This window comes from Roseateles sp. L2-2 (assembly GCF_050613215.1).
Lineage (GTDB): Bacteria > Pseudomonadota > Gammaproteobacteria > Burkholderiales > Burkholderiaceae_C > Roseateles > Roseateles noduli.
In genome coordinates this window covers 1,072,726-1,088,568 of record NZ_CP192509.1, presented here as the reverse complement: position 1 = coordinate 1,088,568, position 15,843 = coordinate 1,072,726, and the positions used below count along the sequence as shown (strand labels likewise).

Annotated in this window: 16 protein-coding genes; 4 read left to right on the top strand and 12 right to left on the bottom strand. The window is 68.9% G+C overall.

Features of this window, described 5'->3' with window-relative positions; translation table 11 throughout:
* Positions 1 to 2 precede the first annotated feature (2 nt).
* From fdhD to ACQZ13_RS05000, 4 genes are all read right to left on the bottom strand, one after another.
* Positions 3 to 839, bottom strand: coding sequence for a formate dehydrogenase accessory sulfurtransferase FdhD (gene fdhD / locus ACQZ13_RS05015; protein ID WP_431050141.1), 837 nt, complete (start codon positions 837 to 839; stop codon positions 3 to 5).
* On the bottom strand, positions 836 to 1,174 hold the full coding sequence (locus tag ACQZ13_RS05010; protein ID WP_431050140.1) for a hypothetical protein: 339 nt from the start codon (positions 1,172 to 1,174) through the stop codon (positions 836 to 838). Before ACQZ13_RS05010 ends, fdhD begins: the two co-directional genes overlap by 4 nt.
* 10 nt (positions 1,175 to 1,184) lie before the next feature.
* Complete coding sequence (locus tag ACQZ13_RS05005) at positions 1,185 to 3,545, bottom strand: FdhF/YdeP family oxidoreductase (RefSeq protein ID WP_431050139.1); 2,361 nt, start codon at positions 3,543 to 3,545, stop codon at positions 1,185 to 1,187.
* A 156-nt stretch (positions 3,546 to 3,701) separates the two neighbouring features.
* Entirely contained in the window at positions 3,702 to 5,372 is a 1,671-nt protein-coding gene (locus ACQZ13_RS05000) for an OFA family MFS transporter (RefSeq protein WP_431050138.1), read from the bottom strand.
* Positions 5,373 to 6,108: 736 nt separating this feature from the next.
* On the opposite strand from ACQZ13_RS05000, the gene ACQZ13_RS04995 reads away from it, so the two are divergent.
* From ACQZ13_RS04995 to ACQZ13_RS04980, 4 genes are all read left to right on the top strand, one after another.
* Entirely contained in the window at positions 6,109 to 6,483 is a 375-nt protein-coding gene (locus ACQZ13_RS04995) for a hypothetical protein (protein WP_431050137.1), read from the top strand.
* A 53-nt stretch (positions 6,484 to 6,536) separates the two neighbouring features.
* A complete protein-coding gene (locus ACQZ13_RS04990) occupies positions 6,537 to 7,397 on the top strand; it encodes a hypothetical protein (protein ID WP_431050136.1) in 861 nt (286 codons plus the stop codon).
* A 10-nt stretch (positions 7,398 to 7,407) separates the two neighbouring features.
* Positions 7,408 to 10,431: a TonB-dependent receptor gene (locus tag ACQZ13_RS04985; protein WP_431050135.1), complete on the top strand. Its 3,024-nt coding sequence runs from the start codon at positions 7,408 to 7,410 to the stop codon at positions 10,429 to 10,431.
* Positions 10,432 to 10,558: 127 nt separating this feature from the next.
* Positions 10,559 to 11,104, top strand: coding sequence for a cysteine hydrolase family protein (locus ACQZ13_RS04980; RefSeq protein WP_431050134.1), 546 nt, complete (start codon positions 10,559 to 10,561; stop codon positions 11,102 to 11,104).
* A 15-nt stretch (positions 11,105 to 11,119) separates the two neighbouring features.
* Here the strand turns inward: ACQZ13_RS04980 and ACQZ13_RS04975 are convergent, their stop codons facing one another.
* The 8 genes from ACQZ13_RS04975 to ACQZ13_RS04940 all read right to left on the bottom strand — a co-directional run bounded on the left by ACQZ13_RS04975 (position 11,120) and on the right by ACQZ13_RS04940 (position 15,840).
* Positions 11,120 to 11,890 carry a Crp/Fnr family transcriptional regulator gene (locus ACQZ13_RS04975; RefSeq protein WP_431050133.1) on the bottom strand — a complete coding sequence of 257 codons (771 nt, stop codon included), beginning with the start codon at positions 11,888 to 11,890 and terminating at the stop codon, positions 11,120 to 11,122.
* A gap of 178 nt (positions 11,891 to 12,068) precedes the next feature.
* Positions 12,069 to 12,767: a flagellar basal body L-ring protein FlgH gene (locus ACQZ13_RS04970; RefSeq protein WP_431050132.1), complete on the bottom strand. Its 699-nt coding sequence runs from the start codon at positions 12,765 to 12,767 to the stop codon at positions 12,069 to 12,071.
* A 14-nt stretch (positions 12,768 to 12,781) separates the two neighbouring features.
* Positions 12,782 to 13,327, bottom strand: a complete 546-nt coding sequence (locus ACQZ13_RS04965) for a cell division protein FtsI (protein ID WP_431050131.1) — start codon at positions 13,325 to 13,327, stop codon at positions 12,782 to 12,784.
* 10 nt (positions 13,328 to 13,337) lie between these two features.
* Positions 13,338 to 13,688 (bottom strand): hypothetical protein, encoded by a 351-nt coding sequence (locus tag ACQZ13_RS04960; RefSeq protein ID WP_431050130.1) that lies wholly within the window; start codon positions 13,686 to 13,688, stop codon positions 13,338 to 13,340.
* A 19-nt stretch (positions 13,689 to 13,707) separates the two neighbouring features.
* A complete protein-coding gene (locus tag ACQZ13_RS04955) occupies positions 13,708 to 13,971 on the bottom strand; it encodes a hypothetical protein (protein ID WP_431050129.1) in 264 nt (87 codons plus the stop codon).
* A gap of 214 nt (positions 13,972 to 14,185) precedes the next feature.
* On the bottom strand, positions 14,186 to 14,410 hold the full coding sequence (locus ACQZ13_RS04950) for a hypothetical protein (protein WP_431050128.1): 225 nt from the start codon (positions 14,408 to 14,410) through the stop codon (positions 14,186 to 14,188).
* A 199-nt stretch (positions 14,411 to 14,609) separates the two neighbouring features.
* On the bottom strand, positions 14,610 to 14,750 hold the full coding sequence (locus tag ACQZ13_RS04945) for a hypothetical protein (protein WP_431050127.1): 141 nt from the start codon (positions 14,748 to 14,750) through the stop codon (positions 14,610 to 14,612).
* Positions 14,751 to 14,805: 55 nt separating this feature from the next.
* On the bottom strand, positions 14,806 to 15,840 hold the full coding sequence (locus tag ACQZ13_RS04940) for a cation diffusion facilitator family transporter (protein WP_431050126.1): 1,035 nt from the start codon (positions 15,838 to 15,840) through the stop codon (positions 14,806 to 14,808).
* Positions 15,841 to 15,843: the final 3 nt, after the last annotated feature.

Below are 15,843 nucleotides of genomic sequence, written 5' to 3'. Positions count from 1 at the left end.
GCTCAGGCGTAGAGCGTCGCGCGGCCTTCGCGGACGAAGCCCGCGAGCCGCAGTCCGCAGGACTTTGCCGTGCGGATCGCCAGGTGCGTGGGCGCGCTGACCGCCGCCAGCATCGGCATGCCGGCGATTGCCGCCTTCTGGACCATCTCGAAGCTGGCGCGGCTGGTGACGGCGGCGAAGCCTTGCGAGGCGTCGATGCCGGCCTTGGCCATGGCGCCGATCAGCTTGTCGAGGGCGTTGTGGCGGCCGACGTCTTCGCGCGCGAGGACGACGCTGCCGTCGGGGAGGCACCAGGCGGCGGCGTGGATGCCGCCGGTACGTTGCTGCAGCGGCTGCGCGGCGGCGAGCTCGCGCATCGCGCGCGACAACGCCGGCACGAGGGATTCTGCGTCGCCAAGGGCCGCGGGCAACGGCGGCACCGGCCGATCCGGCACGCGGAAGACCTGATCGAGGTTGTCCGTGCCGCAGAGGCCGCAGCCCGTGCGGCCGGCCATGCTGCGGCGGCGTTCCTTCAGCAGCGCCTCGCAGCGCGCGGTGACGCGCAGCTGCAGCGCGACGCCGTTGGGTCGCGTGCGCACTTCCACGTCGAGCAGATCCGCCGGCGATCCCAGCAGTCCTTCGGTCAGCGAGAAGCCGAGCGCGAAATCCTCCAGGTCCAGCGGCGTCGCCAGCATCACGGCATGCGAGAGACCGTTGTACTCCAGCGCGACCGGCACCTCTTCGGCGACGAATTCCTCGTCCGCCGCGCGCGTGGCGCCTAGCCGCTCCGGCCGCACCGCGATCAGCGCGGAAGGCAGTGGCGCGTCTTCATCGCCGGGTAGCGCGCAGGCGTCGTTCACGAATCCATCCCCTCGTCGCCGCGACCGGCCGGCGTGATCCTGGCGATCCACCGGCCGTCCTCATCCACGCGCAGGCCCACCCAGCCGGGTCCCTGCGCGTCGCCGACGCGCGCGTCGCTCATCAGCGTGTAGAGCCGCAGCAGCACGCTGACGCGCAGCCCCGTGCGCTTGGCCAGACGCGGCAGCGACACGCCGTTGCCGCCGTCCAGCTCCGCCAGCGTCTCCAACGCGAAACGCGCCTGCGCGGCCATGTCGCCGTCGTCCTCGATCGTCTCCTCGACCTCTCGGTCCGGAGCGTCGCGGACGTCGGCGACTGGCGCGTCGGCGCGGTTCATCGTGCGCGCCTCAGGCGGTCGCCCCGGCCACCGAACGGGCCTGGTCCTGCGGCAGCGGCGCGTCCTGCGGGCGCAGCGTCAACACCACCGGGATCGACTTCGACGTCGGCGTTCCCGCGCCGATGGACACGCTGCTCAGCGGCACCAGCGAGTTGGTCTCCGGGAAGTAGCTCGCCAGGCAGCCGCGCGGGATGTCGTACTCGATCAGCACGAACTTCTCGGCGCGACGCGTGTCGCCGTCGCTGTAGACGCTGGTGATGTCGACCCACTCGCCGGCCTTCATGCCGATGGTCTTCAGGTCGTCCTTGTTGATGAACACCACGCGGCGATGGCCCCACACGCCGCGGTAGCGGTCGTCGTTGCCGTAGATCGTCGTGTTGTACTGGTCGTGCGAACGCACCGTCGCCAGGTTGAACACCACCGTCTTCTCGTCGCCGCGCAGCCGCGCGCGCGCCTGATGCAGCGGCGTGTCCGTCGGCAGCGCGTAGGTGATGAAGTTGGCCTTGCCGGTCGGCGTGTTCCAGACCCGCTCCGACGCGGTGTTGCGCAGGCGGAAGCCGCCCGGCACCTTGATCTTCTCGTTGAAGCCGGCGAAGTCGTCGAAGACTTCCTCGATCTTGTCGCGGATGCGCGAGTAGTCCTCCACCAGCCACAGCCACGGCGTCTTCGAGCGGCCCTTGAGCGTCGCGGCCGCCAGGCGCGCCACGATCATGGGCTCCGACAGCAGGTGCTCCGACGCCGGCGCGTTCATGCCGCTGGAGATGTGCACCATGCTCATCGAGTCTTCCACCGTCACGCCCTGCGGGCCGGCGGCCTGCATGTCGATCTCGGTGCGGCCCAGGCACGGGAGCACCAGCGCCTCCTTGCCGTGGATGGTGTGGCTGCGGTTGAACTTGGTCGTCACGTGGACGGTCAGGTCGGTCTTGCGCAGCGCCTTCCAGGTCGCGATCGTGTCCGGCGTCGCCGAGGCGAAGTTGCCGCCCAGCGCGAAGAACACCTTGCCCTTGCCGTCCAGCATCGCCTGGATGGATTCGACCGTGCCGTAGCCGTTCTCGCGCGGCGGCTCGAAACCGAACACCTGGCCGAGGCGATCCAGCAGCGCCTTGGGCGGCTTCTCGTAGATGCCCATCGTGCGGTCGCCCTGCACGTTGGAGTGGCCGCGCACCGGGCAGGCGCCCGCGCCTTCGCGACCCAGGTTGCCGCGCAGCATCAGCAGCGCCGCGATGTGCTGGATGGTCGCCACCGAGTGCTGGTGCTGGGTAATGCCCATGCCCCAGCAGATGATCACGCGCTTGGCCTGCGCGTACAGGTCGCCGGCGGCGCAGAGCTGCTCCTGCGACAGGCCGGATTCGGCCTCCAGCGCTTCCCAGCTTTCAGCCCGGATGCTGGCTTCGAATTCCTCGATGCCGTTCGTGTGCTCGGCGATGAAGCCCAGGTCCAGCACGCGCTCGCCGCCGGCGGCCACCGCCGCGTCGTCCAGCTCGAAGACGCGCTTGCACAGCGCCTTCATCACGGCCATGTCGCCGCCGATGCGCAGCTGGAAATAGTTGGTCGAGATCGGCGTGCTGCCCAGGGTCGCCATCTCCATCTTGTCCTGCGGGTCGGCGAAGCGCTCCAGGCCGCGCTCGCGCAGCGGGTTGAAGCTGACGATCTTGCAGCCGCGCTTGGACGCTTCGCGCAGCTCGCCCAGCATGCGCGGGTGGTTGGTGCCAGGGTTCTGGCCCATGATGAAGATCGCGTCCGCCTTCTCGAAGTCGTGCAGCGTCACCGTGCCCTTGCCGATGCCGATGGTCGGCTTCAGGCCCTGGCCGCTGGGCTCGTGGCACATGTTCGAGCAGTCGGGGAAGTTGTTGGTGCCGAACTCGCGCACGAACAGCTGGTACAGGAACGCGGCCTCGTTGCTGGCGCGTCCCGAGGTGTAGAACATCGCCTCGTTGGGATTGCTCAGCGCGTTCAGGCGCGCGGCGATCAGCTCGAAGGCGTCGTCCCAGGCGATCGGCTTGTAGCGGTCCGTGGCGCGGTCGTAGACCAGCGGCTCGGTGATGCGGCCCAGGTTCTCCAGGTCGAAGTCGGACCACTCGGCCAGCTCGCTGACGGTGTGTCCGCCCAGCACGCCGGCCGTGGCGCGGTGCGCGGTCGCCTCGGCGGCGATCGCCTTGGCGCCGTTCTCGCAGAACTCGAAGGTCGAGCGGTGATCCCGGTCGGGCCAGGCGCAGCCGGGGCAGTCGAAGCCGTCCGCCTGGTTGGCCGACAGCAGCGTCTTCGCCCCCTTCACCGCGACGCCCTGCGCCTGCAGGTGCTTCGCGACGCTCTTCAGCGCGCCCCAACCGCCCGCGGGGCCCTTGTAGAAGTGGATCTTCTGCTCGCTCATCGAGTCCTCCAAAAATCGTTGTTCCCTGTCCGCCCCTCGCCCAACGCGAGGTCTTGAAACAGAGTCGCCCCGTGGTCGTCGTGGACGGCCGCCGGGGCGAGGGTCATGCTAGCCGGTCAGACGCTCTCGCGCTGCCGGCGGGTCTTGCGCGCAAGCTCAGCTGAAGAACTTCGCGGCGCTCAGCAGCGTGCGATAGATGCCCCAGGCCAGCGGGATGCCCACGGCCAGCCAGGCCAGCGCGACCAGCACCGTCGGCGTCGCGGCGCCGGCGCCCGGACCGCTGCCCACTTCGTTGGCGGCGGCCTTCTCATGGGCCAGCTTCTTCTCGACGGCCAGTTCGGCGTCGGTCATGAAGTGCTTGTCGGCGACCGGACGGATGGCCAGGTTGGCGATCAGGCCGATGACCAGCATGCCCACCAGGATGTACATCGTCTGGTTGTAGACCTGCTCGCGCGGGATGCCCAGACCCAGCTGGTAGTCGCGCATGTAGTTCACGACGATGGGGCCCAGGATGCCGGCGGTGGCCCAGGCGGTCAGCAGGCGGCCGTGGATCGCGCCCACCATCTGCGTGCCGAAGAGGTCGCCCAGGTAGGCCGGCACGGTGGCGAAGCCGCCGCCGTACATCGACAGGATGATGCAGACCGCGCCCACGAAGGCCAGCTTGTGGCCGGCGGCCGCGCTGCTCGGCAGGCTGGCGTACAGCAGGCCGCCCAGCACGAAGAACACGGTGTAGGTCAGCTTGCGGCCCAGCTTGTCCGACAGCGACGCCCACACGAAGCGGCCGCCGATGTTGAACAGGCTCAGCAACGCGGTGAAGCCGCCGGCGATCGCGGCGATCGCGGCCAGCTGCGTCTTGTCCAGCTCGCTGAACTTGGCCGACACGCCGATCAGGTTGCCGCCGAAGATCTCCTGCAGCATCGGGCTGGCCATGCCGATCACGCCGATGCCGGCGGACACGTTCATGCACAGCACGATCCACACCAGCCAGAACTGCGGGATGCCCCAGACCTTCTTCACGTGCACGTGGCGCTGCGTGATCATGGTGTTGGTGGCCTGCGCCGCCGGCGGGGTCCAGCCCTCAGGCTTCCAGCCGGTGGGCGGCACGCGGTAGCCCATCGCGCCGGCGACCATGAACAGGAAGTACACGACGGCCATGACGACGAAGGTCTGCATCACGCCCGCGTCGGTCGGGGTGGCGAAGTGCTTCATCAGCTCGACGGCCAGCGGCGAACCGATCATCGCGCCGCCGCCGAAGCCCATGATGGCCATGCCGGTCGCCATGCCGCGACGGTCCGGGAACCACTTGATCAGCGTCGACACCGGCGAGATGTAGCCCAGGCCCAGGCCGATGCCGCCGATCACGCCGGAGCCCAGGATCATCATCCAGAACTGGTGGGTGTGGATGCCGATCGCGGAGATCAGCATGCCGCCGCACCAGCAGACCGCGGAGACCAGGCCCGCCTTGCGCGGACCGGCACGTTCCAGCCAGCCGCCCCAGATCGCGGCGGCGCAGCCCAGGAACACGAAGAACAGCGTGTACATCCAGCCCAGGGTCGCGACGCTCCAGTCGCACTGGGTGGTGAACAGCTGGGCGAAGAAGCCCACATCCTTGCCGCACGCGGCGCCGGTCCCGGCGGTCTGCAGCATCTTGGACAGCGGCAGCCAGAACACCGAGAAGCCGTAGGCCATCCCGATGCACAGGTGGATGGCGAGCGCGCTAGGCGGCACCAGCCAGCGGTTGAAGCCGGGAGCGGCGATGGTGCGCTCCTTGTCCAGCCAGCTCCCGCTGGTGGATCCGCCGCCCTGATCGGTCAGCACAGTAGACATGGGTCCTCCTCAATCACAAAAGAAAGGCGGCCGCAACGCGGCCCGCTGATGACGAACGGCGACGAACCCTCAAACGGCACCATTCGGCCGCGTCCCGTGTTCCGACGTTCCCCGTCCCTTTCGGCATCAAGAAACCGTTAGGAAAACGATTTCTGGTGACGGGCTGAAAAAGTTGGGGCAGAACGCTCGCGGCGTCGCGATCTTGACGCATGTCATTGACATCCATTGACAACCACACATAGCGAGCGGACATGTATCGCACGAACACGACAGCCGGCGTCTATGGAACGCCGGGCGGTAACCGAATGTGGCGGCGGTCATTCGGGCGATAAACGCACAACACCCCCCGTGAGCGGTGTCCGCCCCAGGAGGGACGGGGAGGGACACGCACCGCCGCGGATTGTTGAGGCCCCCACAACGGTGCGTTGCGCGCCGCAGCATTTATGGGATCGGGGTGAATGCCTATTGTTCGGGGGTCTCCTGTCTCTGAAGGCGTCCATCAGCGCCTTCTTCGCCGGACCGCCCGACCCGGGCCGTCCGGCTTTTTCTTGGGCGCAGGAAACCGCGAGGGATCGCCGTTTGCCCCGATGAACACGTGGATGTATCGGGTTGAAACCTGCCACTTGTCCTACAAGCCGTCGCGACCTCAACCCACGTTCGACGCCCCGTCCACGGTCCAAAGTTGGTCCTAACCGATCTCCACCGATCGGCCCCTCAAGCCCAAAGGAGAGAACTCATGAACGCGACCAAATCCCTCGTGACCGGTGCCGTTGCCCTGACCGCCTTTGCCAGCGTGCTGGGCCTGGCGTATGCGCAGGTCGAGAACTCGACCGAGTCCACCCAGACGCAAGCCACGCAGGAGCAGTACCCCGCCACCCAGACTGAACAGCAGGCCCCTGCCGACCAGAGCATGACGCCGGCCGACCAGTCGAACCAGGCGACCACGCAGCAGGAGCAGACGACGCCGGAAGCACAGTCGCAGCAGACCCAGCCGTCGTCGACCGACCAGTGGCAGAACCAGCAGCCGCAATCCACCCAATCGACGCAGGACCCGCTGCCGGCCGAGCCCACCAGCGCCGGTACGCCGGCCCCGCGCGCCGACCGCAACTGATCGGTGAGTCCGCACCGCCACGCCCGGACCTGATCTCTCCCTGAAAGCCCACCATGCTGCGCGCCTCCAGCGGGTACTTCTTCAGCGATCCTCCTCCGCCCAAGCCGTCTTCCGGGACGGGGTGGGGCTGGATCCCTGAACACCTGCGGGAACGCGCGGGATGGGCGGCGCAGGGACTGGTCCTGGGTCTGGCCGGCGCGCTGCTGGCCTGGCCGGCGGCAACCTTCCTGATGAAGCAGCTTCGATCGGCTCCGCCCGTCGTGGCCCGACACACTCCATCCGCACCGGTCCAACCGGTCGCCCAGGCCCCCGCACCAGTGCTGCGGACCGGCACGGCCGACTTCGGCAAGACCAAGGTTTCCAAGCAGGCCCGACAACTCGCCCAGTGGGTGATGGCGGGCTGGGATCACAACGGACGCCCGTTCGCGATCCTCGACAAGCGCCAGGCGCAGGTGCTGGTGTTCAGCCCCGAAGGCAAGCTCCAGGCGACCACGCCGGTGCTGCTGGGCTACGCCGCCGGCGACGACAGCGTCGCGGGCATCGGCCTGCGGCCCATCGCCGAAGTGAAGCCCTCCGAGCGCACCACGCCAGCCGGCCGCTTCGTTGCGCAGCCGGGCAAGAACGCCGGGCACGAGGACGTGCTCTGGGTCGACTACGAGGCCGCCGTGTCCATGCACCGCGTGCGCCCGACCAACCCCGCGGAGCGTCGACTGGAGCGGCTCGCGTCGCCGACGCCCAAGGACAACCGCATCAGCTTCGGCTGCATCAACATGCCGGTGAAATTCTTCGAGCAGACCCTGTGGCCGACCTTCGGCAAGCGCGGTGGCATCGTGTACGTGCTGCCTGAAAAGAAGGCGATGGAACAGGTCTTCGCGGAGCAGATGCGCCGCGCCAAGGCCGGACCGTCCACCTGACGCGCGGTCGATGACTGCCCCGCGTCCGCGGTCGACGACCGCCTCCCGTCGCCATCCCTCCTTCCCCACCGTCCCCTCCGTCACCCGTTCCGCGCTTGCGCTGGCGGTTGTCGTCGCGCTGGCGGCCGGCATCGCCCCGTCCGCGCAGGCGCAGGTGAGCCGTGCGACCGTGCGCGGCCTGGTCAATGCGCCAGCCGGTGTCCAACCCGGCGGACTGTCCATCACCGCCACCAACAGCGCCAACGGCGCCCGCTACCGCACGAGCACCCGCGCCGACGGCCGTTATGCGCTGATCGGACTGGCGCCGGGCGAGTACGTCGTGAGCGTGGCCGCCGCGGACGGCAAGCCGATCAAGACCGAACGCATCACGCTGTCCGTGGGCGAGAGCGCGTCGCTCGACCTGGGCGCAGCGCCCGTGGCGGACACGCCCGACGCGATCCAGCTCGGCACCGTGACCGTCGAGGGCAACGCGAGTCGGCAAGGCGTCAAGGATTCGCAGCTCGGCACGGTGGTGTCGCAGCGCATGATCGAGGCGCTGCCGCAGACCACGCGCAATTTCCTCAGCGCGGCGGACCTCGCGCCGGGCGTCGCCTTCTCGACCGATTCGAGTGGGCTCAGCCGCGTGCAATCCGGCGCGCAGGACTTCGACCACCTGAACGTCTTCATCGACGGCGTGGGCCAGAAGAACAACATCCTGCGCGGGGGCGTCAGCGGCCAGTCGGACACGCGCGGCAACCCGTTCCCGCAATCGGCGATCGCCGAATACAAGGTGCTGACGCAGAACTACAAGGCCGAGTTCGACCAGGTCAGCAGCGCCGCGATCACGGCGGTGACGAAGTCCGGCACCAACGAGTTCCACGGCGAGATCTACGGCGACCGCACCGGCACCAACTGGCGGTCCATGAACTCGCTCGAGAAGGAGCGCGAGGCCCAGGGCATCTCGCGGCCCTCGTCCGAGAAGTACGAGTACGGCGCCAGCATCGGCGGTCCGATCGTCAAGGACAAGCTGCATTTCTTCGTCGCCTATGACGCCAAGCGCATCGAGGACTCGCGCCAGATCGCCGGCCAGAACTTCGAGAAGCTGCCCAACGCCGGCATCGTGCCGGAGCTGCTCGCGCGGCGCGGCAGCCAGGTCGATCCCTTCCACGAGGACCTGTTCTTCGGCAAGCTCGACGCGCAGCTCAACGACGAGCATCGCCTGACCCTCAGCGCGCGGCTGCGCCGCGAGACCGACCGCATCGCCGAGGACCGCAACCTCTCGCTGCCCGGCAACGACAAGGAGCGCCGCAACGACGAGACGCGCATCGACCTCAAGCACGAGTGGTCGCGCGACGACTGGCTCAGCGAGGCGCGCATCGGCTACGAGGACTACCTCTGGAACCCGAAGTCGGCGTCCGACACGCCGCTGGTCCGCTACAAGGTGTCGACGGCGTCGCCGCAGGTGCTGACGGCCTCGCAGGACGTGATCCTGGACGGCGGCTCGCCGGACGCGCAGCGGCGCAAGCAGCGCGGCACCTTCGTGTCGGAGGAACTGACCTACACCGGCTTCGACGGCCATGTGATCAAGGGCGGCGTGAAGCTCAAGGACATGCGCTACGACCTGAGCGGCACCGCCAACTCGGTCGACGCGGTCGAGGTGCTGATCGACAACGTCACCGGCCTGCCCTACTGGGACGGCACCAACTGCCTGGGCACCAACGTCTCCAACAACGGCAGCACCAGCGCGCAGTGCAACATCCGACGCGCGTCGGCGGCCTCGGGCGCCAGCTTCAAGAACAAGCAGTGGGGGCTGTACCTGCAGGACGACTGGGCCGTCACGAACAAGCTGGAGCTCAACCTCGGCGTCCGCTGGGACTACGAGGACAACATGCTCAACAACGCGTACGCGACGCCGGCGGACCGCATCGCAGCGCTGATGGCGCTGGACGGCGAGCGCTACGGCATCGTGCCGCCGGCGGGGCAGACCTACGCGCAGTCGCTGGCCAAGGGCGGCATCGACATCTCGCAGTACATCAGCAGCGGCAACTCCCGCAAGGCGTTCAAGAACGCGATCGCGCCGCGGGTCGGGTTCTCCTACGACGTCTTCGGCAACCGCAACACGGTGGTCTTCGGCGGCTACGGCCGCAGCTACGACCGCACGATGGCGAATCACGCGCTGGACGAGGCGCAGAAGAACCAGCCCGCCGGCGGCGAGATCTGGCTGATCCGCAACGACCTGAAGATGCCCTATGCGGACCAGTTCAGCATCGGGCTGCGGCAGGCGCTGACGAAGACGTGGAACGGCGAGATCGCATTGAGCCGCGTCGAGGCGAAGAACCAGTTCGTCTGGTTCAGCGGCAACCGCGACGCCAACGGCGGCTTCGCGCAGCAGTCGTCCATCGATCCGCTGTGGGGCGGACCGCCCGGCTTCGGGCAACTGGTGCTCGGCGATTCGATCGGCCGGACGCGCACGGACTCGGTCTTCGTGAAGGCGGAGAAGCCGTACTCGGAATCGTCCGGCTGGACGGCGACGCTGGCCTACACCTACAGCGACGCGAAGACGACCAACCTGCAGTGGAGCAACGACACCTTCGACTGGACCTACGGCCGCGCGGGTCGCGGCTGGAATCCGAGCACGCTGGTGGACAGGCACCGGCTGGTCGGCGCGTTCATGACCGACAAGCTGCTGCCGTGGGGGTTGACGTTCTCGGCCAAGGGCACCTATGCGAGCGGCTTCCCGCGGCGTCTGACGAACTGCATCGGCGGCACGCCGCAGTGCTTCCTGGGGGAGGGCGATTCGCCGAGCTTCCGGCAGGTCGACATCAGCATCGGCAAGGCCTTCAAGTACGGCATCCACCAGGTCGCGCTGCGGCTGGACGTGCTGAACGTGCTCGGCGCCGACAACTACGGCGGCTTCGACGACTGGATCGGCAACGCGCCGCAGCCGGGCGCGACACCCAACCGGCTGGGCGGCGACAACCTCAACCTCGACAAGCCCAACAACATCCGCGGCGACAACCGCGCGATGCGGGTGGTGCTGAACTACAAGTTCTGAAGCGGGGATCGCGGAGGCGGTCCGGCACCGCAAAGCGGGGACAAGGTCGGAGGACGTGACGAACGGCGAGGCCGGTGGCCTGCCGGCTATGCTGGCCGGCATTGTTCATCGACAACCGCCGGACGCCATGACCACTGCCCTGCTCATCATCGATCTGCAACGCGCCCTCTGCGTCGGCGAGTACGCCTGTCACGAGGTCGACGCCGTGATCGGTCGCATCAACGGCCTGATCGCGCAGGCGCGGGACACCGGCACGCCGGTGGTCTTCGTCCAGCACGAGGAGGACGGCTACGAGCCGCTGCGCCACGGCAGCGAGGGCTGGCAGATCGACGACCGCCTGCACGTGAAGCCCGACGACCGTCGGGTTTTCAAGACCTCGCCGGACTCGTTCCACAAGACGGATCTGGACGCGGTGCTGAAGGGCTTCGGCGTGAAGCACCTCGTCATCTGCGGCGCGCAGAGCGACTTCTGCGTCGACACCTCGACACGCCGCGCGCTGAGCTCCGGCTACGACGTCACGCTGGTCGAGGACGGCCACACGACGATCGCGTACGGCGACCTCACCGCGCCGCAGATCATCGACCACCACACGCTGATCCTGCGCAACCTCAACAGCTTCGGGCCGAAGATGGAGGCGAAGAAGGCGGCGGAGATCAGCTTCGCCAAGACCTGACCCTGAACGTTCGGGTCACTTCATCGGCGTCCGCGCGCTGGCAAGCTGCGACAACGTCATGTCGCACTGATCCACCGTCGCGATGCAGTCGAGCCCGCGCGATTCAACCTCCCCCATCAGGCTCAGCCACGCGTTCAGGCCCTCCAGCGTGACCTTGGTGCGCGAGGTGCGGCTCCAGCCGCGCTCGGCCAGTTGCCCGAGGTAGATCCAGGTCTGCCGGCGCGACAGCCCCGACAACTGCCCGATGCACGCCTGCGACACCGGCAGCGCCAGGCTGTTGCCCACCGTGCCCGCGCGCTGCGAGCTGCTCAGCGCCGCAGCCAAGGTCGCCAGCACGCTGATCAGGCGCTGGAAGCCGTTGCCGGCCAAGCGCATCGTGATCTGGTCCTGCAGCCGCGAGGCCGTCGCCGCATACAGCTCGACCGTCGCGGCGTCGCGGTCCGGCGCATTCGTGTCCTTCATCCGCGGCATCGGGATGTGGATCGTCGTCACGTCGACCAACGCCGTTACGTCGTACCGTGCCGCCAGCTTGCCCAGCGGCGAGTCCGCCCCGATCACGTCGCCCAGCCACAGCGCCGCCACGGCCACACGCGTGTCCGCCGCGACCTTGGCCGCGAGGAAGGCCGCGCCGCCGCTGATCGCGATCCACTCGGCCAGCGGCGTGCCGGCCTCGATGATCTTCTGGCCGCGTCGATACGTCCGGATCTGGCCGTCGGCCAGCCAGTCGTCGCTCGTCGCGTCCGGTGCGCCGTCTTGCGTCGGCGTCCGCGTCCCTCTCGTGCTCATGATGTGTTCTGCGTGAGATCCGCCGGACAAGGCTCCGCCCTCCGCTTTTCCTGCGGAACTTTTGCGAATGCCGTTGCGGCGAATCGTGGGTTATAGAAGCGGACCGCCGACCTCGATCGGTCGATAAGGCCCGTGGCCTCGGCCCGGTTTGCGGGTTGACCGCGCGTCAATCAGCCCATCACCAGATGGACAGGCTCCTCGCCAGCACGCGCTGCAGCCAGCTGCGCGACGAGGCCTCCGACACGTCGCCCTGCGCGACGCTCTCCAGGCTCGCGTTCACCACGTCGCGCGACGAGACCAGGTTGCCCGGGCGGATGTCGCGCGGATTCACGATCCCCGAGAAACGCAGCGTGTTCACGCCCTTGTTCAAGCCCACGTTGCGCTCGCCCGCCACCAGCAGGTTGCCGTTGGGCAGCACGTTGATGACGCTGACCGCCACCGTGGTCGTGAAGCTGTTGTCCGTCTCCGTCGTGCCCGAGCCCTTGAACGAATCGCTGCCGGCCGCCGCGGCGTCGACGTTGAGCAGCCGCTCCACCACGCCGATCTTGCTCTGGCCGCCCGGACCGTGCACCGCGAGCTTGTTGTCGCGGCTCGTGTCGGTCGTCTGCTTCTGGCTCGCCTTCAGCGTCTCCTGGATGTCCACCTTCAGCGTGTCGCCGATCGCGCTCGGACGCTTCTCGCCCGAGAACAGCGAGGTCGGCGACATGCTCGGCTGGTAGATCGCGCCGTTGTTCGGACGCTCGATGTACATCGGCGCCTGCGGCGGCGTGACCATCATCGGACCGGCCACCGTGGGCGGCGCGCCCGCGCAGCCGACCAGCGCGGCCATGGCGACGAGCGCCAGCGCGGCGGCGCGGCGGGATTCATTCGTCCACATCACATCCCTCTCCCTCAGCTCTGGAAACCGGTGATCAGCGCCTTCACGACCGGCGCGATCTTGTTGCGCGTTCCGGCCCAGCGGGCCAGGCCGAAGTTCTCCTCGGCGACGTAGCTGCTGGTCGACAGCAGCGTCCCGTCGGCGCGATGCAGGCTCAGCGACGCGGCGCTGAGGTTGGCGCGGTAGCCGCTGGCCATGGGCGGCACGCCCCATTCGATCGTCGCGACATAGCGCAGCCACACGCCACATTGCTGCAGGCCCGTGCCGGGCTCGTACACGCGGCTCTCCACGCCCTGCCCCTTCAGCTCCGCCTGCAGCGCCGGGACCAGGTCCTCCAGCGGCGCGTTGCGGTTGAACTCGATGCACAGCGTGCGCACCGGCGCATCGCCGTGATGGACCGTGTTGCTGGCCTTCGCCGGCGCGGCGGTCGCGAGCGCCGTCGAGGTCGCCGTGCCGGCGCCCTTGAGCAGTTCCCATGCGGGGACCGGACTCAGGGCGCTGCAACCGCCAAGGCCCGTCAGCGCAATGACGGCGATGGGCGCGATGAGCGTCAAGCGCATGACCCGACCCTCAGACCAGCTCGTCGAGGATGGCGCCGCCGCCGAGCGCGGCCATCACGCCGTAGCCGACGACATTGCCGAGCACGTTGCCGACGCCGCCGGCGACATCGCCGACCGTGTCGGTGACGACATCGGCGACCGTCTCGACGGCATCGACCGCGTCGCCCGCCAGCGCCTGCAGGCCCTTGGCGCTGATGGTCGCCGTCACGCCGAGCACGGGTCCCAGCGTCAGGCTGGGCCCGCTGCCCCGCGAGGAAGCCGAGGACCCGCCGCCCGACGAGGCGGCGCGGCCGCTCTCATGCGAGCCGTCGGAGGACGTCGCCAGGGCGATCAGGCCGGACAGGAGGGGCACGCTGCTCAAGGAAGGCTCCCGGCGACGATCAGCCGCGCGCGGCCAGCGAGGCCGTGTCGAGCGACAGCGTGGAGGCTGGCGTCGCGAGGGTCGACGCGCCGGCAGCGACCGCCGGGGCGGCGGCCATCGGTGCCGTGACCGCGGACGCCGGCGCGCCGGCCTTCGCGTCGTTCAGCATCTTCGTGAAGTCGGCGCCGCCGTTGCCGGCCTTGGCGGACTTCGCCGAACCGGCGGAGGCGGGAGCGCCGACGTGAGCCGTCGGCGACGAAGAAGCGTTGGACTTGACGTGCATGGCGAAGCGCTCTCGTTCGTTGGGGTGAACGGATTCTTCGCCGCGGCCGCCTCCCGGCATGCCGCGATGAGCGCAACGAACGCAGCGGTCGTCGCGGGCTCGGTGAACTGCGTCACCGAGCGATCGGAACTGGGGGATGTCCTGGCCGCTTCACCGGCTCAAGTTCGCGCGAGGTCGGCACCGAGGCGGGCGACCCGCGCGCGGGACGGGCGACCTACGCGCCCCGGCTCTGATGCGCCATCGCTTCGGTCCACTCGTCCCAGGTGGATTCGGTGACCTCCAGGCCCTCCAAGGCCGGCGGGTCCTCGACGGGCCAGCCGGACGGGCTGAAGGGAATGCGCCGCTGCAGCAACACCTCGGTCTGCCGCAGGATGCGCTGCATGGCCGAGTTGAAGGGGCGGCCGGGTTCCCCGGCGGGTGGCGCGAATCGTTGTCGCATGGGTCCTCTCCTGATGAGTCCCCACTATCAGCGGGGGACGGCCCAAGTGCCATCCCACCATAGGGTGGTCTCGGGGGGATGTCGGAGGGGGGGTGACGAAAGGCCGCAACGATCGGCCAGCCGGTCGAGCGCGCATCAAGCACGCGTGAAGCCAGGCCTCGCCGTCATCAGATCGATCATTTCGATCTGATGGAATTGATCAGATGACCTGGCGCAGCAAGGCGTAGAGCGCGATCGCGCCGGAGGCCACCGCACAGGCGGTCTTCATCGAACGGTTGGCCACGAAAGCGCCGATGAGGCTGCTGACCAGGATGGCGGCGAGAAGGTAGTTGGTTTTCATGGGCCGCGATTGTGGCGGCGCGCCGGCGGGTGTCCGGCGAGGTCCGCGGCGCGGATCAGACAGTCGCGCGGTCGGGCCGGTTGATCTCGACGGTGACGTGAACAAGTTCCTCGTGCACGGCCAGCAGACGACGCACGTCGTCGGGTCGCGCCTCGGGGCTGTCGGTGACCAGCGAGACGATGCAGGCGTACTGCGCGCGACCGACGCGCCACACGTGCAGGTCGGCGATCGCGGCCGGCCACGGGGCGGTAGCGATGACTTCGCGGATCTCGTCGGCGACGGGCGCATCCATCTCGGCGTCCAGCAGCACGCGGCCGGTGTCGCGCAGCAGCCCGCGCGCCCACACCGCCACCAGCACCGCGCCGGCGATGCCCATCACCGGGTCCAGCCAGTCCGCGCCCCACAGCCGGCCGCCGAGCAGCGCCACGATCGCGAGCACCGAGGTCGCCGCGTCGGCCAGCACATGCATGTAGGCGGCGCGGAGGTTCAGGTCGGCATGGCCGTCGTGACCGTCGTGGCCGTGGCCGTGGCCGTGGCCGTGGCCGTGGCCGTGGCCGTGGCCGTGGCCGTGGCCGTGGCCGTGATCATGACCGTGTGCGTGGTCGTGCCCGTGGTCATGCCCGTGATGGTGGTGCTCGCCGCGCAGCAGCCACGCGCAGGCCAGGTTGACGACCAGCCCGATGGCGGCGACCGCGATGGCCTGGTCGTAATGGATGGGTGTCGGCGCGATCAGCCGCTCCACCGACTGCCACAGCATCAGCCCCGCGACGCCGACCAGCAGCAGCGCGCTGCTGTAGCCGCCCAGGATCTCGATCTTCCAGGTGCCGAAGGCGAAGCGGCCGTCCTTCGCCCAGCGTCGCGCCGCGCCGTAGGCCAGCAGCGACACGCCCAGCGCCACCGCATGGGAGCTCATGTGCCAGCCGTCGGCCAGCAGCGCCATCGAATTGAAGACGTAGCCGCCGGCGATCTCCGCGACCATCATCAGCACCGTCAGCAGCACGGCCCATCGCGTATTGCGGGCGGCAAGCGGATTGCCCTCGTCGAAGACGTGCGTGTGTTGCCAGGGCGTGGTGGACATGGAGGGAGACATGGG